This is a genomic window from Fuscovulum blasticum DSM 2131 (assembly GCF_003034965.1).
GTDB lineage: Bacteria > Pseudomonadota > Alphaproteobacteria > Rhodobacterales > Rhodobacteraceae > Pseudogemmobacter > Pseudogemmobacter blasticus.
On the sequence record NZ_PZKE01000003.1, the window covers coordinates 211,284 to 229,659 of the forward strand.

The following is an 18,376-nucleotide window of genomic DNA, read 5'->3' on the forward strand; positions in this document are numbered from 1 at the left end:
GTAATTCGCAAATCATCGCCTGCCAAGCCCGATAAGGTGGCAGACCAGACCCGGAGGAACCCCGATGCCGCTGACCATGAACCGCGAAGTCTTCATCACCTGTGCCGTGACCGGATCGGGCGGCACGCAGGACCGCAGCCCCCACGTTCCGCGCAGCCCGCAACAGATTGCCGAAAGCGCCATCGCGGCGGCCAGGGCCGGCGCGGCGGTGGTGCATTGCCATGTGCGCGATCCCGAAACCGGCAAGCCGGCGCGCGATCCGGCGCTGTATCGCGAAGTGACCGAGCGTATCCGCGACAGCGACACCGATGTTGTCCTGAACCTGACCGCGGGCATGGGGGGCGACCTGCTGTTCGACGGCACCGAGGCGATGAACCGGATGGGCGCCAGGTCCGACATGGCGGGCGCGACCGAGAGGGTGGCGCATGTGGTGGACTGCCGGCCCGAGATCTGCACGCTGGACTGCGGCACGATGAATTTCAACGAGGCCGACTATGTGATGGTCAACACGCCCGGCATGTTGCGCGACATGGCCAAGCGCATGGTCGAATCCGGTGTGCGGATCGAGATCGAAGCCTTCGACACCGGCCACCTGTGGTTTGCCAGGCAACTGGCCGACGAAGGCATCATCCCGGACCCGGTGCTGGTGCAACTGTGCATGGGCGTGCCGTGGGGCGCGCCGGATGACCTGAACACCTTCATGGCCATGGTGAACAACGTGCCGAAGCATTGGCACTGGTCGGCCTTTGCCCTTGGGCGCCACCAGATGCCCTATGTCGCGGCGGCGGTGCTTGGCGGCGGCAACGTGCGGGTGGGGCTGGAAGACAACCTCTGGCTCGACAAGGGCGTTCTGGCGACGAACGCGCAGCTTGTGGAGCGCGCCGCGACCATCATCGAGAACCTTGGCGCCAGGGTCATCACCCCGGCCGAGGTGCGGGCGCGGCTGAAGCTGGAGAAACGGGCGCCGGTGGCGAGGTAGTCGTCCGCTCCGGCGGGAGTACTGCGAGATAGATGAAATGGCCTTCCCAATGTGGAGGCCGCAGGGGATGGGAGAGGCGGGCAATGGCGCGCAAGGCAGCAATCATCGGCGGCGGCGTGATCGGGGGCGGTTGGGCGGCGCGCTTCCTGCTGAACGGCTGGGATGTGGGGGTCTTCGACCCCGACCCCGAGGCCGAACGCAAGATCGCGGCCGTGCTGGCCAATGCCCGGCTGGCGCTGCCCGCCCTTTCGGACGTGCCGATGCCGGCCGAAGGCAAGCTGACCTTTCACGGCACCATCGGCGAGGCCGTCGATGGGGCGGAATATGTGCAGGAAAGCGTGTCCGAACGGATCGAATTGAAGCACAAGGTCTATGCCCAGTTGCAGCAGGCCAATCCGGGCGTACTGATCGGGTCTTCGACCAGCGGCTTCAAGGCAAGCGACCTGCAAAAGGGCAGCCCGGCGCCGGAAAACATCATCGTCGCGCATCCGTTCAACCCGGTCTACCTGCTGCCGCTTTCCGAAGTCTCGGGCAGCCCGAAGAACACGCCTGCGACGGTGGAAAAGACCGTGCAGATCATGAAGGACATCGGGATGTTCCCGCTTGTCATTCGCCACGAGATCGACGCCTTCATCGGCAACCGCTTCCTTGAGGCCGTCTGGCGCGAGGCGCTTTGGATGCTGAAGGACGGCATCGCCACGACTGAAGAGATCGACGACGCCATCCGCATGGGCTTTGGCCTGCGTTGGGGCCAGATGGGCCTGTTCGAGACCTACCGCATCGCCGGGGGCGAAGCGGGCATGCGGCACTTCATGGCCCAGTTCGGCCCGGCGCTGAAATGGCCCTGGACCAAGCTGATGGACGTGCCCGAGTTCAACGACGAACTGGTGGATCTGGTGGCCAGCCAGTCCGACGCGCAATCCGGCATGTATGGCATCCGCGAGCTGGAACGCATCCGCGACCAGAACCTGGTGGGCTTTCTGCGGTCGCTCAAGGAACGCAACTGGGGTGCGGGCAAGGTGCTGCGCGAACATGACGAACGCCGCCGCGCGGCCTTCCATGCCGGCACGCTGGACGGCACGCCGCTGAAGATGGCCGAGATGCAGGTTCTGCCCGGCTGGATCGACTACAACGGCCACATGACCGAAAGCCGCTACCTGTTCTGCGCCTCAGAGGTCTGCGATGCCTTCCTGCGGCTGATCGGGGCCGACATGGATTATGTGGCCGGCGGCCACAGCTATTACACGGCCGAAACCCACATCCGCCATCTGGACGAGGCCAAGCTGGGCGAGCGCATCACCGGCACGTTGCAGGTGGTGAAGGCGGATGAAAAGCGTATCCATACCTTCATTACCCTTGCCGTGGGCGACCGGCCCGTCGCGACGGTCGAGCAGATGATGCTGCATGTCGACATGAAGGCTGGCAAGGCCTGCCCCGCCGCGCCCGAGGTTCTGGTGCTGCTGAACCCCATCGCCACCGCCCATGCCGGGCTGCCCGTGCCCGAAGGCACAGGCCGCGCGGTTGGCCAGAAGAAAGGGTGACCGCCATGGATTTCGGCCTGACCGAAGAACAGACGATGATCGTCGAGACGACGCGTGCTTTCGTCGAGACCGAGCTTTATCCGCATGAACTGGCGGTCGAACGCAGCGGCCACCTGCCGCTGGAGCTGATCCGCGAGCTGCAGCAGAAGGCCATGGCGGCGGGGCTTTACGCGGCCAACATGCCGGTCGAGGTGGGGGGCGCGGGTCTCGATACGCTGTCATGGCTCTTGTACGAAAAGGAACTGGGGCGGGCGAATTATGCCCTGCACTGGACCTGCGTCGCGCGACCATCGAACATCCTGCTGGCGGGGAACGAAGAACAGCGCGAACGCTATCTGATGCCCTGCATCCGGGGCGAGACCTGGGATTGCCTGGCGATGACCGAACCTGGCGCCGGATCGGACCTGCGTGGCATGAAGGCCAGCGCCCGGCCCGATGGCGACGACTGGATCCTGAACGGCACCAAGCATTTCATCAGCCATGCCGATCTGGCCGGCTTTGCCATTGTCTTCGTGGCGACCGGCGAGGAAGACACGCCGCGCGGCCCGAAGAAGAAGATCACCGCCTTCTTCGTGGACAAGGGCACCCCGGGCTTCACCGTGCGCGACGGCTATCGTAACGTCAGCCACCGCGGCTATACCAATGCCGTGCTGGAATTCGACGAATGCCGGGTGAACAAGCGCCAGATCCTGGGCGAAGTTCACAAGGGCTTTGAGGTGGCGAATTCCTGGCTGGGGGCGACGCGCCTGCAGGTCGCCAGCACCTGCCTTGGCCGGGCCGAACGCGCCTTGGGCCACGCCCTGAGCTACGCCGCCGAGCGCCGCCAGTTCGGCCAGCAGATCGGCAAGTTCCAGGGGATTTCTTTCAAGCTGGCCGACATGGCGATGGAACTGAAAGCCGCCGAACTGCTGACGCGCGAGGCGGCGTGGAAATACGATCAGGGCACCGTGACCGAGGCCGACATGTCCATGGCCAAGCTGAAGGCCACCGAAGTGCTGGCGATGATCGCCGACGAGGCGATTCAGATCCACGGCGGCATGGGCCTGATGGACGAGTTGCCGCTGGAACGTATCTGGCGCGATGCGCGGGTCGAGCGGATCTGGGAAGGCACCTCGGAAATCCAGCGGCATATCATCAGCCGCGAATTGCTACGGCCGCTCGGGGCGTGAGGCGTCGCAAGCCGGGGGTTTCACACCCCCGGGCCCCCGTGGGATATTTTCAGACAGAAAATGGGTGGAAAGATCGCGATGATTAATCGTTTGTTTACCAGGGCTCGGCAAAGTGAGGGCACGGTACAGGCGGGGACGCCGATGACCGTGACAGGAAATGGCACCTCGCTTCGGATTCCGGGGCGGGGTGTTTTCATTTTCTGTCTGAAAATATCCCGGGGTCCGGGGCAGCGCCCCGGGACTGACCACCGGGCCGGAGGCCGCAGATGACGCGCCTCGACCGCCTGCTCCGCCCGCGCCACATCGCCGTTCTGGGGGCCGGCTGGGCGCTGAACGTCATTGAGCAATGCCGCAAGATGGGCTTTGCCGGCCCGGTCTGGCCGGTGCATCCGACCAAGGCCGAGATCGGCGGTCTCAAGGCCTACGCCAGCCTGGCTGACCTGCCAGAGCCGCCCGACGCCACCTTCATCGGCGTGAACCGCTTTGCCACGCTGGATCTGGTTGCCGAACTGGCCGCCATGGGGGCGGGCGGCGCGATCTGCTTCGCCAGCGGTTGGGAAGAGGCCGGCGAGGCGGGGCTGCAGGAAAAGCTGGTGGCCGCCGCCGGCGACATGCCGATCCTTGGCCCCAACTGCTATGGCGTGATCAACTACCTGGACGGCGCGCTTCTGTGGCCGGACCAGCATGGCGGCATCCGGCTGGACAAGGGCGTGGCGCTGGTCAGCCAGTCGTCGAACATCGTCATCAATCTGGGAATGCAGGCGCGGGGGCTGCCGGTGGCCTATGTCGCCTGTCTGGGCAATGCCGCCGTGGTGGGCCTGGCCGAACTGACCGGCGCGCTGCTGGACGATCCGCGCGTCACCGCCGTGGGGCTTTACATCGAGGGGATTGACGACGCCCCCGCCTTTGCCGCGCTGGCCGAGAAGGCGCGGGCCATGGGCAAGGGCGTGGTCGCCATCAAGTCGGGCAAGACCGAACTTTCGCGCACCGCCGCCGCCAGCCACACCGCCTCGCTGGCCGGTGGGGGCGCGGCCTCCAGCGCCTTCCTGCGCCAGATCGGCGTGGCCGAGGTGAATTCGCCCAGCGAGTTGATCGAGACGCTGAAGATCTTTCATGTCCACGGGCCGCAGATCGGCACGCGGCTGTGTTCGCTGTCGTGTTCGGGCGGTGAGGCCGGGCTGGTGGCCGATCTGGCGGCGCCCTTCGGCATCGACTTCCCACCGGTGCCCGAGGCGACCCGCGCGCGGCTGTTCGAGACGCTGGGGCCGATCGTCGCCATCGCCAACCCCTTGGATTACCACACCTTCATCTGGGGTGACGGGCCGAAGACCACCGAGGTCTTCACCGCCATGCTGGAAGCCTATGACGCCGGGATCTACATCATCGACACGCCGCGCGCCGACCGATGTGATCCGTCCGGTTACCAGCCGGCGCTGGATGCCATCGTTGCGGCGCAGAAGGCGACCGGCAAGATCGCCCTGCCCGTGGCCTCGATGGCCGAGAACTTTGGCGAGGCGCGGGTCAAGGCGATGATGGAGCAGGGGGTTTGCACCCTTCTTGGGCTGGAAACCGCGCTGGCGGCGGTGCGGGCGGCACAGGTGCCGGCCGGGGTGGCGGGCTGGCGCCCGGCCGCGGCGCTGCCGCCGCGCGAGACGCGGATGCTGTCCGAGGCCGAGGGCAAGGCGCTGCTGGCTACTGCCGGGGTGCCGGTGCCGCGCGCGGTGACCGGGGCGACGCTGGCCGAGGTGGTCGCTGCGGCCAAGGGCCTGACGGCGCCTTTTGCGCTGAAGGGGCTTGGCTTTGCCCACAAGACCGAGGCCGGGGCGGTGCGTCTGGGGCTGACCTCGCTTGAGGGGCAGGCCGAGATGCCCGGCGCCAGCGGCTATCTGGTTGAGGAAATGGTCACCGGCACGGTGGCGGAAATTCTGCTGGGGCTGCGGCGCGATCCGGTTTACGGCGTGACGCTGACGCTGGGCATGGGCGGCGTGACGGCCGAGGTGCTGGCCGATACGGTCACGCTGATCCTGCCCGCGACCGAGGCCGAGATTCTGGCCGCGCTGCGCCGCCTGCGGCTTTGGCCGCTGCTGGACGGCTACCGTGGCCGGCCCAAGGCCGACATGGCGGCGGTCGCTTCCATCGCGGTGCGGCTTGGCAGCAGGATGCTGGCGGATGACAGCCTTGAGGAAATCGAAATCAACCCCGTCCTTGTGCGCGAAAGCGGTGCGGTGGCGGTGGATGCCCTGATCAGAAAGGTGTGACCATGCCCGAGATGCAAATGCGGACCGAAGGCCCGATCAAGACCCGCCGCGAAGGCGCGATCCTTGAGGTGACGCTGGACAGCCCCAAGGCCAATGCCATCAGCCTGAAGACCAGCCGCGTCATGGGGCTGGTGTTCCGCGATTTCCGCGATGATGACAGCTTGCGGGTCTGCATCGTGCGGGCGGCCGGCGAAAAGTTCTTCTGCCCCGGCTGGGATCTGAAGGCCGCCGCCGAGGGCGATGCGGTGGATGGCGATTATGGCGTTGGCGGGTTCGGGGGGCTGCAGGAACTGCCGAACCTGAACAAGCCGGTGATCGCGGCGGTGCAGGGCATCTGCTGCGGCGGCGGGCTGGAGCTGGCACTGTCGGCCGACCTGATCCTGTGCTCCACCACGGCCACCTTCGCGCTGCCGGAAATCCGGTCCGGCACGGTGGCGGATGCCGCCAGCATCAAGCTGCCGAAGCGGATACCCTATCATGTCGCCATGGACCTGCTGCTGACGGGGCGCTGGTTCGATGCCGAAGAGGCTTTCCGCTGGGGCCTGATCAAGGAGGTTTGCGCGCCGGAAGATCTGCTGGCCAAGACGTGGGATCTGGCGCGTCTTCTGGAAAGCGGCCCGCCGCTGGTTTACGCCGCCATCAAGGAAGTGGTGCGCGAGGCGGAGAACATGCGCTTCCAGGATGCGCTGAACCGCATCACCAAGCGGCAGATGCCCACGGTGGACCGGCTGTATTCCAGCGAGGACCAGTTGGAAGGCGCCCGCGCCTTTGCCGAAAAGCGCGATCCGGTCTGGAAGGGGCGCTGATCGGCGTCAGCCGCCGGTCAGGCTGCGCAGCGCTGCCGCGCCGGGGGCGCAGGCGGCTTCAAGCCGCTCACGCTCGGCCCGGGGCAGGGCATCCGCCCGCGACGGGCGGGCCTGCGGCAGGCGGGCGGCGGCGCTGACCCAGCTTTCCGGGGCATTGCCGCAGAGAAAAGTTCCAAGGCGGTGGATTTCCTGCTCGGGCCTGGCAACAAGGTCTTCGTAGGCGAGGTGCATCCGGCGTTCCGGCGGTATCGCGGCATATGCCGCGATACCGCGCACCACCATTGTTGACCAGAAGGCCCCGACGCGCGCCAGATCGGGCGGCGTGTCCAGAAGATACGACACCGGCAACATCCAGCCCAGCTTTTGCAACTGGGGCCAGACCCGGCCACGGCCATAGTGGCTGTCGGGGTCCAGCAGGTCGATCCCGAAGGGGCGGAAGGCATCGGCCATCCTGATGGCCAGCCGGCTGGCTGGATAATCCTTCATCGACAAGGCGGTATCGGGTCCGTTGCGCGTCAGCAGGACGAAGCGGCCTTCAGGGAACAACTGGTACAGCGTCCGGGCCGCAGCGAGCGACCCGCCCGAGCGTTCCACCCAGACCTTGCGGCCGCGCTCCCGCGCCAGTGTGGTGAAGACGGCGCGATAGTGATCCTGAACCGGCTGGGGCGGCTGTGCTGTGGCGCGTTCGGTCAGCCAGTCGAACAGATCGTCCGGCCTGTCGGACAGATGCGGCAGGGCAATCGACAGGATGGGCGGGCAATGCCAGGGGTCATCTCGCGGGTTGGCGACCCTGCCATACAGAAACTCATTTGGCGCGCGCCGGGGGTTGGCCACGGCCGAGACGATCCTGTCTGGACGGGATTGATCGCGCCAGAACTGCGCCCCGGTCAGCGGTCCGTGCGGAAAGGCCCGGGCCCCGGCGGCGCTGAAAACTTCGGACAGGCTGAGAAGGTCGGGATGCAGGTTGATGATGTCCGACACCAGCGTCGATCCGCAACGTGCCGACCCCAGAATGAACGCCGCCTGCATCGCAACCTCACAGCAACCCAAGTCGATAGCTTGCATCGGGCGGGTAGGGCTGTCACGCGCCGATCCTGTCAAGGGCCGGTTCTCCGCAGGTGCGGAAGGCGACAGGGGTTGTCGCAAATCTTGCAGGCTGACGGCGGCCTGCCGTCTAGGTTGCTGCGGGGAATTCCGGCCCGGAGAACCGGGCGAAACAGGGGCGCAAGGTGGACGGCGAGACCGACTATATCATCGTTGGCGCGGGCAGCGCGGGCTGCGTGCTGGCCGAACGCTTGACGAAATCCGGCAAACACCGCGTTACCGTTCTGGAAGCCGGTGGCAGTGACCAGCGCTTTTTTGTCCAGATGCCATTGGGTTATGGCAAGCTGTTCTACAACCCCGCCGTAAACTGGCTTTACAAAGCCGAGCCTGACCCCGGTCTGGCCGGACAGGTTGACCATATTCCGCGCGGCAAGGTTCTGGGCGGATCTTCGTCAATCAACGCCATGGTCTGGATCCGTGGCCACCGGCAGGATTACGAAGACTGGAAGGCCGCCGGCAACCCCGGATGGGGTTGGGACGAGGTGCTGGCCGCCTACAAGGCCATCGAGGACAACGAGGCCGGTGCCGATGCCTTCCGTGGCAAGGGCGGGCCGTTGTTCATCTCGCAGAACCGGCGCGGGCTGCACTGGCTGGTGGAGGATTACATCGCCGCCTGTGGCGAGGCCGGGCTGCCCTACAACGCCGATTTCAACGGCGAGACACAGGAGGGCGCCGGAACCTACCAGATGACGATCAAGGGCCGCCGCCGCAATTCCACCGCGCGGGCGTTCCTGCGCCCGGCCATGCGTCGCCGCAACCTGACCGTTCTGACCGGCGCGCAGGTGACGCGAGTCGTTATCGAGGATGGCCGCGCGACCGGCGTTGAATACCTGAAGGACGGCCGCCGCCAGACCTTGCGCGCCCGTGCCGAGGTCATCCTGTCGGGAGGGGCCATCAACTCGCCACAGCTTCTGCAACTGTCGGGCATCGGGCCGGGCGCGCTGTTGCAGCAGATGGGGCTGACTGTGCTGCGCGACAACGCCAATGTCGGCGCGCATATGAACGATCACCACGGTCTTAACTACACTTGGCGGATGAAGGTGCCCACCTACAACAACATCCTTCGCCCGGCCTGGGGCAAGGCGCTGATGGGGCTGTGGTATCTGGCCTTGGGTGGGGGGCCGCTGGCCAAGTCGATCAACCACGGCGGCGGGTTCTTCCGCACCCGTCCCGAACTCGACCGGCCGAACATGCAGCTTTACATGCAGGCCTTTTCCACCCTGATCCCCAAGGCGGGCGAACGGCCGCTTCTGACGCCGGACCCGTTCCCCGGCCTCAGCCTGGGGTTGTCGAACTGCCGGCCCACCAGCCGCGGCCATGTGCGGATTGCCAGCCCCGACCCGCTGGCCGCGCCGCGCATCGTGGCCAATGCCTATTCCACCCCGGAAGACGTGGAGGAAATGCTTCTGGCGGTGAAGTTCCTGCGCAAGATCGTGGCGCAACCCAGTTTCGCCCGCTGGGTTGACGAAGAACTGCGCCCCGGCCCGCAGGTGCAAAGCGATGCCGACCTGATCGAGGATTTCCGCCAGCGGTCGGGCACCGTCTATCACCCGTCCTGCACCTGCCGCATGGGGCCGGAGGCGCGGACTTCGGTGATTGACGCCAGATTGCGGGTGCATGGGGTGGCGGGGCTGCGGGTGGCTGATGCCTCAAGTTTTCCCAATCTGATCGCGGGCAACACGAATGCGCCCGCGATCATGGTTGGCTGGAAGGCGGCCGAGATCATCCTGGCCGACGCGCGCTGAAGACGCCCCACCCCGGGCCGTCAGTCGCCGACCGAATGGCCCATGGCGGAATGGTCCATCGTCGAGTGATCCATGCCGCCGGGCGGATCGACCATGAATTCCATCTCGATCCGGCCGGCATGTTCGAAGATCAGCGTCGCCGGCACCATCTCGCCCTCGGTCAGCGGCTTTGTCAGCCCCATCAGCATGATGTGATAGCCGCCCGGTTCCAGAACGACCGTCTCACCGGCGGGCAGGTCGATCCCTTCGACATGGCTCATCTTGGCCACGCCATCGGCCCCGACTGAGGATTCGTGCAGCATCGCGCTTTTCGCCGCAGGGGTTTCCACCCCGATCAGCCGGTCGGCGTGGGGACCATTGTTCGACATGCCCATGTAACCGCCCGCCGCCTGCGCGGTTGCCGCCGGTTGCGGAATGTTGGGGTGGATGATCTCGATTTCACCCTGGGTCACGCCATGGGCGTGGACGGGCGCGGCAATCATCAGGGCGGCCAGCAGGCCGAGAACGCGGTTCATGATAGATCCTTTCGTCGGAACAGAGGAGGAGACGTGTCGCGCTGGAGACAGGGCCCCGGCGCGGGCAATTCGGGAAAAAGGCCCCGTCCGGCAGACGGCCGGACAGGGCCAGTCATGGCCTCGCCCCACGGGAAGAGGGGCGAAACCTTGTGACCTTGCGGGATAACGGGACGCCTCCCCCCGCAGGGCCACGGGAAACCCGGTTTCCGCCAGAGCCGTGCCTTGAGGATGCGCCCCCCCTTGGGTCCGCAGCGCGTGGGGCCGGGCGGAGCGTGTGATGTTTGAAGGCATGTGGGAACCTCAGGCTTGGACGTGCCAGAAAGGCGGCACGCCCGGATCGACGGATCGGAACGGAAGGGTTGCGATCAGGCCAGAGGGGGCGCCCGCAGACCGCGGGCAGGGTCCAGAACCGCCCGAACGGCCCGGCTTTCGCGGGGGGCCTCGATGCGGGCGATCAGGATCAGCCCGGCGTCCTGCACGACAACGGCACCGCCCGCGGGCGGGGCGGTGGCGGTCAGGTGGCAGACCGGGCAATCGGAATGGTCGGGCAGCCCGTCCCCGTCGGCATCGCCGCACAGGTCTGCAAGGCTGCCCCCGGCCAGAACATAGGCCTCAAGCGCGGCATCCTGGGCAGTGGGCATACGATGGGCAAAGGCCGTTGCCACCAGGGAAACGGTCAGGGCCACAATCACAAGCAGCCGGCGCATAAGGAAGGGTCTGTCGCGCATCTTTGTCAGTCTTGCCGGAAAAGCCGGTGCCAATCAACGCAGTTCTGCCACGGCGACGGGGGGCAAGGCTTGACCCTTGTCAAGCCCGGGGCTAGAGGCCGCCGTCATGTCAGACTCTGCCCTCCCCCCGCCCGAACGGCGCAACTTCTATGGCCGCACCCATGGCAAGACGCTGCGGGCCAGCCACAAGGACTATCTGGCCAACGATCTTGAGCCGCTGCGGCTGAAGGGCGTGACCGGTGCCGAAAACCCGGCCCGCACTCCGCTGGACCTGTCGCTGACGGGTGGGCGGCCGCTCTGGCTTGAGGTTGGCTTTGGCGGGGGCGAACATCTGGTGCATATGGCGGCCGGCAACCCGCAGGTGCATCTGATCGGGGCCGAGCCTTTCGTGAACGGCATCGCCATGCTGTTGGGCAAGATCCGCGCTGCTGCGGTGACGAACCTGTCGCTGCACCCCGGCGATGTGCGTGACCTGTTCGATGTGCTGCCCGATGCCAGCGTTTCGCGGGTGTTCCTGAACTACCCCGACCCCTGGCCCAAGGCCCGCCACCACCGCCGCCGTTTCGTGACGCCGGGCTATCTGCTGCCGCTGGCCCGCGTCACGGCATCCGGGGCCGAATTCCGTGTGGCGACCGATATTCCCGATTACGTCCGTCAGGCGCTGGAGGAAATCCCGCCCGCGGGCTTTGCGCTGGAGCGGCAGGCCGGGCAGGGGGCGGCCTGGGAAGACTGGCCTTCGACCCGCTACGAACAAAAGGCGCTGCGCGAAGGCCGCAGCCCGCATTACCTGACCTTCAGCCGCCTCTGACCACCCTTCCTTGCCGGGCCCGCTTGCGCTATCAGGCAGGCGCGATTGGGCGAGGGAGAGCAGCATGTCCGGCCATGGCGAGGCGCAACCGATGATCTCCGGCCGTTCGGCGCCGCTTTCGGGCGTGGCCGAGGTGCCGGGCGACAAGTCGATTTCCCACCGTGCGCTGATCTTCGGTGCCATGGCGGTTGGCGAAACCCGGATCACCGGGCTGCTGGAAGGGCAGGATGTGCTGGATACTGCCAAGGCGATGCAGGCCTTCGGCGCGACCGTCACCCGCCACGGCCTTGGCGCCTGGAGCGTGCAGGGCGTTGGCGTCGGCGGGTTCCGCGAACCGGCGGATGTGATCGACTGCGGCAATTCGGGCACCGGGGTGCGGCTGATCATGGGCACCATGGCCACCACCCCGATCACCGCCACCTTCACCGGCGACGCCAGCCTGCGCAAACGCCCGATGGGCCGCGTGACCGACCCGCTGGCGCTGTTCGGCACCCGCGCCTACGGGCGGCAGGGGGGCCGGCTGCCGATGACGGTGGTGGGCGCCGCCGATCCGATGCCGGTGCGCTATGCCCTGCCGGTGGCCAGCGCGCAGGTGAAATCGGCGGTTCTGCTGGCCGGGTTGAACGCGCCGGGGCAGACGGTGGTGATCGAGAAGGAACCCACCCGCGACCATTCCGAACGGATGCTGATCGGCTTCGGGGCCGAGCTGACGGTCGAAAAGGGCGCCGAGGGGCATGTCATCACCCTGACCGGCCGGCCGGAACTGCGACCGCAGACCGTGGCCGTGCCGCGCGACCCGTCCAGCGCCGCCTTCCCGGTCTGCGCGGCATTGATCGTCGAAGGGTCCGACATCCGTGTTCCGGGCGTGAGCCAGAACCTGACCCGCAACGGCCTGTATCTGACCCTGGTCGAGATGGGCGCCCGGATCGACTTTGAAAACCCCCGCGAAGAGGGCGGCGAGTCGGTGGCCGACCTGCGCGTCCGCTTCTCGCCGGGCCTGAAGGGCATCGAAGTGCCGCCCGATCGCGCGCCCAGCATGATCGACGAATACCCGATCCTGTCGGTTGTTGCCGCCTTTGCCGAAGGCCGCACCGTGATGCGCGGGGTCAAGGAACTGCGGGTCAAGGAAAGCGACCGGATCGACGCCATGGCGCGCGGGCTTGAAGCCTGCGGTGCGCGCATCGAAGAGGATGAGGATACCCTGATCGTTCACGGCATGGGGCCCGGCGGGCTGCCCGGCGGAGGCACGGCGCAGACGCATCTGGACCACCGGATCGCGATGAGCTTCCTGGTGGCGGGAATGGCCGCCAAGGCGGAAATCGCGGTGGATGACGGCAGCCCGATCGTGACCTCATTCCCGATCTTCGAGGGGTTGATGAACGGTCTCGGCGCGGCAATCCGCCGGGGATAGCCGCAGGGCCGGCGCAATCGCGCCCCTTTCATCTGTCTGCAAGTACCCCCGCCGGAGGCAAACGGATGAGCCCGTTGGGTCGCGCCTGCGCGGCCCAGAGGCGAGATGCAGGCGTGCAGCCGCGTTTGCTCGGCTGCTCTGCCGAAAACCGGGCAGGTCAGCGAAGAATAGGGATCTCGGCCTTCATGCGGGTCGCGGCGGCGACGAAATCGGCGATCTTGGTCGCGTCCTTGACCCCCGGCGCGCTTTCCACCCCCGACGACACGTCCACCTGCCGCGCGCCGGTCAGGCGGATCGCTTCGGCCACGTTCCCCGATGTCAGCCCACCGGCCAACATCCATGGCCGCAGCCAGCGCCGCTGCGCCACCAGCCGCCAGTCGAAGGTCAGCCCATTGCCGCCGGGCAGGGCGGCGCCTTTCGGCGGTTTGGCATCGACCAGAATCTGGTCGGCCACCAGCGAATGTTCGAACAGCGTTTCAAGGTCACCCTCGTCGGCCACGCCCACGGCTTTCATCACCGGCAGACCGAACCGCGCGCGCACTTCGGCCACACGTTCAGGGCTTTCCGATCCGTGCAGTTGCAACATGTCCAGCGGCACGGCCGCCAGAATGGCCTCCAGCGTGGCGTCGTCGGCGTTTACCGTCAGCGCCACCTTGCACAGCCCCTCGGGCGCGGACAGGGCGGCGATACGGGCCTCTTCCAGGCTGACGTTGCGGGGGGATTTGGCAAAGAACACGAAGCCCGCATAGGCCGCACCGCTGTCCACGACAGCCGCCACATCGGCCGGCGTCCTCAGTCCGCAGATCTTGACGCGAACCGGCGCAATCACCGCCGGCCGCCGCTGTCGAGCAGGGCCAGAACCTCGTCTTGCGGCGGGGTGCTGGTCGAATCCTTCAGCACCGCCAGTTCCCGCTCCAGCCGGGCCACCTGCTTGGTCTTGCCCTTGGCCTCGGCGCGGATGCGGGCTTCGCGCAACCATTCCCAGACAAAGCCGATCAGCACGCCAAGCGCCACCGCGGCCAGGATCACCAGGAACAGCGGCAACTGGAAGACATAATCCAGGTGCAGCAGCTTGGCCGGTTCTTCCGGCAGCAGGCGCACCGGCACCTCGGTGCGGTTGGCAAGCGCCAGCACCAGCAGCACCGCGCCAGTCGAAAGGATGAAGAGCAGTCTGAGCAATCGCAGCATCGCAAGTCACCGGGAAGCTGTTTGGTGCCCGGACTATCGGCTGCTTCGCGTCCACGCGCAACCCGCGCTTGCGGGTCGTGCGCCTGTGCCGCAGGTCATTTGCCGTTCAGGCGGTCCCGCAGCAGCTTGCCGGTCTTGAAGAAGGGAACCTTCTTGTCCTCGACCTGCACGGATTCGCCGGTGCGCGGGTTGCGGCCCAGCCGGGCATCGCGCGCCTTGACGGAAAAGGCCCCGAAGCCGCGCAGTTCCACCCGGTCCCCGCGCGCCAGGGCCTCGATGATTTCATCGAACACCGTGTTGACGATCCGCTCGACATGGCGCTGCGTCAGATGAGGATTCTCATCCGCGATCTTCTGAATCAGTTCAGACCGGATCATCCGTTCGTCCCCCCAGGTGGTTCAGCCCCGTCTGCGGCGGCCGCCACGATGTTCTTGTCAGGGACTATAGAAGCAAGAATTGTCGACTGACAAATGAAAACGGGGGCTTGCGGGCAGGGCGCAGGGAACTCATGGCGGTGCGGGGGGCGGTTTGGGGGGCAATCGCCAGCCGGGCAGGGCCCGCAGCCCGGCCGCATGGCCCCGCGCTGGCCGCTGTGCCCCCGCCGCCCCGGGGCGATTCGCCTGCGGAAAAAGGAAAAGGCCGGGGCATTGCCCGGCCTTCCCTGCTGTCAGATTGTGCCCGGCAACGCCGGACGGCGATCGTCTCCGATCACTTCTCGCCCTTGAGCGCGGCACCCAGGATGTCGCCCAGCGAGGCGCCCGAATCGGACGACCCGTACTGTTCGACGGCTTCCTTCTCTTCCGCGATCTCGCGCGCCTTGATCGACAGACCCAGCTTGCGGGTCTTGGGGTCGATGTTGGTCACGCGGACGTCGATCTTGTCGCCCACCTGGAACCGCTCGGGGCGCTGGTCGCCACGGTCACGGCTCAGATCGGAACGGCGGATGAACGACTTGGCGCCGTTGTATTCCACCTCGATGCCGCCATCCTCGATCGCGGTGACCGCGACGGTGATGATCGAGCCGCGCTTCACGCCGTCAACCGCGTCGGTGAACGAATCATCCGACAGCGCCTTGATGGACAGCGAGATGCGTTCCTTCTCGATGTCGACTTCCGAGACGACCGCCTGCACCACATCGCCCTTGCGGTAGGACTGGATGGCTTCCTCGCCACGCTTGTCCCACGACAGGTCCGAAAGGTGGACCATGCCGTCGATGTCGTTGTCGAGGCCGACGAACAGACCGAATTCGGTGATGTTCTTCACTTCGCCTTCGATGGTCGAGTTCACCGGATGGTTCTCGGCGAACACTTCCCACGGGTTGCGTTGGGTCTGCTTCAGGCCCAGCGACACGCGGCGCTTGGCGCTGTCGATTTCCAGAACCATGACGTCCACCTCTTGCGAGGTCGAGACGATCTTGCCGGGGTGCACGTTCTTCTTGGTCCAGGACATTTCCGAAACGTGGACCAGACCTTCGACGCCCGCTTCCAGTTCGACGAATGCGCCGTAGTCGGTGATGTTGGTCACGCGGCCCTTGTGGACCGAGTTGATCGGATAGGCCTTTTCGACCGCATCCCACGGGTCCGACTGCAACTGCTTCATGCCGAGGCTGATGCGGTGGGTTTCCTTGTTGATCTTGATGACCTGAACCTTGATGGTCTCGCCGATCGCCAGGATTTCCGACGGATGGTTCACACGGCGCCAGGCCATGTCGGTCACATGCAGCAGGCCGTCAACGCCGCCCAGGTCAACGAAGGCACCGTATTCGGTGATGTTCTTGACCACGCCGTCCACAACTTGACCTTCGGTCAGGTTGCCGATGACTTCGGCGCGCTGTTCGGCGCGGCTTTCTTCCAGGATCGCACGGCGCGACACCACGATATTGCCGCGGCGACGGTCCATCTTCAGAATCTGGAACGGCTGCTTCATGCCCATCAGCGGGCCGGCATCGCGCACGGGGCGCACGTCGACCTGGCTGCCCGGCAGGAAGGCAACGGCACCGCCCAGATCGACGGTGAAGCCACCCTTGACCCGGCCAAAGATCGCGCCTTCGACGCGCTGTTCGCTGGCATAGGCCTTTTCCAGACGATCCCAGGCTTCCTCACGACGCGCCTTTTCGCGCGAGATGACGGCTTCGCCACGGGCGTTCTCGACGCGGTCGAGATAAACCTCGACGGTGTCGCCCACGTTGATGTTGGGCTGCTCACCGGGGTTCGCGAATTCCTTGAGGTCGACGCGGCCTTCCATCTTGTAGCCAACGTCGATGATGGCCTGGCCCGCCTCGACGGCGATGACCTTGCCTTTGACAACCGTGCCCTCTTCGGGGGTGTCAATCTCGAAGCTCTCTTTCAGAAGGGCTTCGAATTCGTCCATAGCGTTTTTAGCGCACATATGCAGTTGATCCTTTTCATGGTTTTCCGGCCGTGCGGTTGGCTCCGCAGGTCTTTGATGGCCCCGAATTGCGAAATCGCGCGGCCGTCCGGTTTTCCGGCGCTGCGCGACTTTCGTCTCGGGATGGCGGGCCTATAGCGCCAAGCGCCCCCGCAGGCAAGCAAAAGCGCGGCCCCTTTGCCCGGGCCGCGCCTTGTTTTGTGGGTAAAAGCCGCCTTCAGGCGACGTTGTGCACCAGTTCGTTCAGCGGCTTGCGCACCTTCTTCTGGCCCTGAAGCCAGTCGCCCTCGGCGGCACGATAGCCCAGGGGCAGCAGCGTGACCGACCGAAGACCGCGCGCCCGCAGGCCAAGGATCTCGTCCACCTGCGCCGGATCGAAGCCTTCCATCGGGGTGGCGTCCACCTCTTCAAAGGCGGCGGCCGTAACCGCGATGCCAAAGGCGATATAGGCCTGACGGGCGGCGTGCTGGTAGTTTTCTTCGGCGCTGCGCGGCAGATACATGCCCTTCAGCCGGTCGTAGTATCCGGTCAGGGCTTCGGTCACGCCGCCGCGCTGGCGGCCGGTCTCGGCGACCACGGCGTCGATCCGCTCGGCGGTGTAGTTGTCCCAGGCGGCAAACACCAGAACATGGCTGCCATCGGTGATCTGCGCCTGATCCCAGGCCGCGGCGCGCAGCTTCGCCTTCACCTCGGGGTTGGTCACCACGATCACCTCGAAGGGCTGCAACCCGCTGGAAGTGGGTGCCAGTTGCACCGCCTCAAGGATGCGGTCCACCTTCGCTTGCGGCACGGCACGCGAGGGGTCCATCTTCTTGGTGGCATAGCGCCAGTTCAGTTTTTCGTTCAGCATCTGCAATCCCTTTCATGTGCCGCAGTGCGGCATCATCCGTTACATGGGGGAAATGCACCCGCAGGGAAGGGGTTGGACAGAGCCATGAGTGCACAGCGGATGTGCAGAAATGGGGCTGTGCCTGGCTGGCGGGCCTTAGCCCGCCGCTGCGCGGTCCAGCCGGGCCGCCACCGCCGCAATCGCCTGCGCAACGGCGGCGTCGATGCTCAGGGCGCTGGTGTCGATCACCAGCGCATCGGCAGCGGGTTTTAGCGGGGCCTCGGCACGGCCCATGTCACGGGCGTCGCGTTCACGCACCTGGGCCAGAACCTCGGCCTCGTCGCCGCCCAGTTCCAGCCAGCGCCGGTGCGCCCGCACCTCGGGGCTGGCGGTGACATACAGCTTCACCTCGGCCTCGGGGCAGATCACCGTGCCGATGTCGCGCCCGTCCAGCACCGCGCCGCCCTCGGCCCGCGCAAAACGACGTTGAAACTCCAGCAGCGCGGCCCGCACCTCGGGGATCACCGCCACCCGGCTGGCGGCCTGGCCCGCGGCAAGGCTGCGCAGATCGTCGCGCGCCAGATCGGCCGCGGTCAGCGACCGCGCGGCGGCCACCGGATCGCCGCCCTTGGCGCCGACCGCACGATAAAGCGCCCCGGTGTCGAGATGGGCAAAGCCGAAGCGTGCCGCCACAGCCCGGCTGAGCGTGCCCTTGCCTGCTGCCGCCGGCCCGTCAATCGCCACCGTGAAGATCATCGCCTGTCGTCCCAGCCCCGTGTCGCGGCCCGGAAACCGACCCCGCCGCCGCTCCTTACGCCCGGCGGCCCTGTTCCGTCAAATCCGCCAGGCCGTGCGCAGAGAACCATGCCCTTTCATCTGTCCTCAAATATCCCGGGGGAGGCTTCGC

At 66.5% G+C, this 18,376-nt stretch carries 17 protein-coding genes; 8 read left to right on the forward strand and 9 right to left on the reverse strand.

What is annotated here, in order from left to right; all coding sequences use genetic code 11:
* Positions 1–64 precede the first annotated feature (64 nt).
* The 5 genes from bcoG to C5F44_RS04795 all read left to right on the forward strand — a co-directional run bounded on the left by bcoG (position 65) and on the right by C5F44_RS04795 (position 6,753).
* Complete coding sequence (gene bcoG / locus C5F44_RS04775; RefSeq protein ID WP_107672361.1) at positions 65–979, forward strand: 3-dehydrocarnitine:acetyl-CoA trimethylamine transferase BcoG; 915 nt, start codon at positions 65–67, stop codon at positions 977–979.
* An 83-nt stretch (positions 980–1,062) separates the two neighbouring features.
* Positions 1,063–2,520, forward strand: coding sequence for a carnitine 3-dehydrogenase (locus C5F44_RS04780; protein WP_107672362.1), 1,458 nt, complete (start codon positions 1,063–1,065; stop codon positions 2,518–2,520).
* A gap of 5 nt (positions 2,521–2,525) precedes the next feature.
* Positions 2,526–3,689, forward strand: coding sequence for an acyl-CoA dehydrogenase family protein (locus C5F44_RS04785; protein WP_107672363.1), 1,164 nt, complete (start codon positions 2,526–2,528; stop codon positions 3,687–3,689).
* 266 nt (positions 3,690–3,955) lie between these two features.
* The gene (locus C5F44_RS04790) at positions 3,956–5,947 is read left to right on the forward strand and encodes an acetate--CoA ligase family protein (protein WP_107672364.1); all 1,992 of its coding nucleotides are present in this window, start codon (positions 3,956–3,958) and stop codon (positions 5,945–5,947) included.
* Positions 5,948–5,949: 2 nt separating this feature from the next.
* A complete protein-coding gene (locus tag C5F44_RS04795) occupies positions 5,950–6,753 on the forward strand; it encodes a carnitinyl-CoA dehydratase (RefSeq protein ID WP_235822511.1) in 804 nt (267 codons plus the stop codon).
* Positions 6,754–6,759: 6 nt separating this feature from the next.
* Here C5F44_RS04795 and C5F44_RS04800 read toward each other — a convergent pair whose 3' ends face one another.
* On the reverse strand, positions 6,760–7,818 hold the full coding sequence (locus tag C5F44_RS04800) for a sulfotransferase (RefSeq protein ID WP_235822512.1): 1,059 nt from the start codon (positions 7,816–7,818) through the stop codon (positions 6,760–6,762).
* A 164-nt stretch (positions 7,819–7,982) separates the two neighbouring features.
* On the opposite strand from C5F44_RS04800, the gene C5F44_RS04805 reads away from it, so the two are divergent.
* Positions 7,983–9,602: a GMC family oxidoreductase gene (locus C5F44_RS04805; RefSeq protein WP_107672366.1), complete on the forward strand. Its 1,620-nt coding sequence runs from the start codon at positions 7,983–7,985 to the stop codon at positions 9,600–9,602.
* 20 nt (positions 9,603–9,622) lie between these two features.
* On the opposite strand, the gene C5F44_RS04810 is transcribed toward C5F44_RS04805, so the two are convergent.
* On the reverse strand, positions 9,623–10,117 hold the full coding sequence (locus C5F44_RS04810) for a copper chaperone PCu(A)C (RefSeq protein WP_107672367.1): 495 nt from the start codon (positions 10,115–10,117) through the stop codon (positions 9,623–9,625).
* Between the two features lie 365 nt (positions 10,118–10,482).
* Positions 10,483–10,824: a hypothetical protein gene (locus C5F44_RS04815; protein WP_107672368.1), complete on the reverse strand. Its 342-nt coding sequence runs from the start codon at positions 10,822–10,824 to the stop codon at positions 10,483–10,485.
* A 127-nt stretch (positions 10,825–10,951) separates the two neighbouring features.
* Here C5F44_RS04815 and trmB point away from each other — a divergent pair, with 127 nt between their 5' ends.
* Entirely contained in the window at positions 10,952–11,653 is a 702-nt protein-coding gene (trmB, locus tag C5F44_RS04820; protein WP_107672369.1) for a tRNA (guanine(46)-N(7))-methyltransferase TrmB, read from the forward strand.
* 64 nt (positions 11,654–11,717) lie between these two features.
* Positions 11,718–13,064: a 3-phosphoshikimate 1-carboxyvinyltransferase gene (aroA, locus tag C5F44_RS04825; RefSeq protein ID WP_107672370.1), complete on the forward strand. Its 1,347-nt coding sequence runs from the start codon at positions 11,718–11,720 to the stop codon at positions 13,062–13,064.
* Between the two features lie 157 nt (positions 13,065–13,221).
* Here aroA and C5F44_RS04830 read toward each other — a convergent pair whose 3' ends face one another.
* The 6 genes from C5F44_RS04830 to C5F44_RS04855 form a co-directional block, all read right to left on the reverse strand.
* Positions 13,222–13,890 carry a phosphoribosylanthranilate isomerase gene (locus tag C5F44_RS04830; protein WP_107672449.1) on the reverse strand — a complete coding sequence of 223 codons (669 nt, stop codon included), beginning with the start codon at positions 13,888–13,890 and terminating at the stop codon, positions 13,222–13,224.
* Positions 13,890–14,252 carry a LapA family protein gene (locus C5F44_RS04835; RefSeq protein ID WP_107672371.1) on the reverse strand — a complete coding sequence of 121 codons (363 nt, stop codon included), beginning with the start codon at positions 14,250–14,252 and terminating at the stop codon, positions 13,890–13,892. The genes C5F44_RS04830 and C5F44_RS04835 overlap by 1 nt, the downstream gene beginning before the upstream one ends.
* 95 nt (positions 14,253–14,347) lie before the next feature.
* Entirely contained in the window at positions 14,348–14,629 is a 282-nt protein-coding gene (gene ihfB, locus C5F44_RS04840; protein ID WP_107672372.1) for an integration host factor subunit beta, read from the reverse strand.
* A gap of 331 nt (positions 14,630–14,960) precedes the next feature.
* Positions 14,961–16,709, reverse strand: a complete 1,749-nt coding sequence (gene rpsA, locus C5F44_RS04845; protein ID WP_228156848.1) for a 30S ribosomal protein S1 — start codon at positions 16,707–16,709, stop codon at positions 14,961–14,963.
* Positions 16,710–16,857: 148 nt separating this feature from the next.
* Positions 16,858–17,490 carry an NAD(P)H-dependent oxidoreductase gene (locus tag C5F44_RS04850; protein ID WP_107672374.1) on the reverse strand — a complete coding sequence of 211 codons (633 nt, stop codon included), beginning with the start codon at positions 17,488–17,490 and terminating at the stop codon, positions 16,858–16,860.
* A 135-nt stretch (positions 17,491–17,625) separates the two neighbouring features.
* A complete protein-coding gene (locus tag C5F44_RS04855) occupies positions 17,626–18,225 on the reverse strand; it encodes a (d)CMP kinase (protein WP_107672375.1) in 600 nt (199 codons plus the stop codon).
* Positions 18,226–18,376 lie beyond the last annotated feature (151 nt).

Coding starts and splice junctions, on each gene's coding strand:
- bcoG (WP_107672361.1), top strand. CDS start 65: ATGCCGCTGACCATGAACCGCGAAGTCTTCATCACCTGTGCCGTGACC.
- C5F44_RS04780 (WP_107672362.1), top strand. CDS start 1,063: ATGGCGCGCAAGGCAGCAATCATCGGCGGCGGCGTGATCGGGGGCGGT.
- C5F44_RS04785 (WP_107672363.1), top strand. CDS start 2,526: ATGGATTTCGGCCTGACCGAAGAACAGACGATGATCGTCGAGACGACG.
- C5F44_RS04790 (WP_107672364.1), top strand. CDS start 3,956: ATGACGCGCCTCGACCGCCTGCTCCGCCCGCGCCACATCGCCGTTCTG.
- C5F44_RS04795 (WP_235822511.1), top strand. CDS start 5,950: ATGCCCGAGATGCAAATGCGGACCGAAGGCCCGATCAAGACCCGCCGC.
- C5F44_RS04800 (WP_235822512.1), bottom strand. CDS start 7,818: ATGCAAGCTATCGACTTGGGTTGCTGTGAGGTTGCGATGCAGGCGGCG.
- C5F44_RS04810 (WP_107672367.1), bottom strand. CDS start 10,117: ATGAACCGCGTTCTCGGCCTGCTGGCCGCCCTGATGATTGCCGCGCCC.
- C5F44_RS04815 (WP_107672368.1), bottom strand. CDS start 10,824: ATGCGCCGGCTGCTTGTGATTGTGGCCCTGACCGTTTCCCTGGTGGCA.
- trmB (WP_107672369.1), top strand. CDS start 10,952: ATGTCAGACTCTGCCCTCCCCCCGCCCGAACGGCGCAACTTCTATGGC.
- aroA (WP_107672370.1), top strand. CDS start 11,718: ATGTCCGGCCATGGCGAGGCGCAACCGATGATCTCCGGCCGTTCGGCG.
- C5F44_RS04835 (WP_107672371.1), bottom strand. CDS start 14,252: ATGCTGCGATTGCTCAGACTGCTCTTCATCCTTTCGACTGGCGCGGTG.
- ihfB (WP_107672372.1), bottom strand. CDS start 14,629: ATGATCCGGTCTGAACTGATTCAGAAGATCGCGGATGAGAATCCTCAT.
- C5F44_RS04850 (WP_107672374.1), bottom strand. CDS start 17,490: ATGCTGAACGAAAAACTGAACTGGCGCTATGCCACCAAGAAGATGGAC.
- C5F44_RS04855 (WP_107672375.1), bottom strand. CDS start 18,225: ATGATCTTCACGGTGGCGATTGACGGGCCGGCGGCAGCAGGCAAGGGC.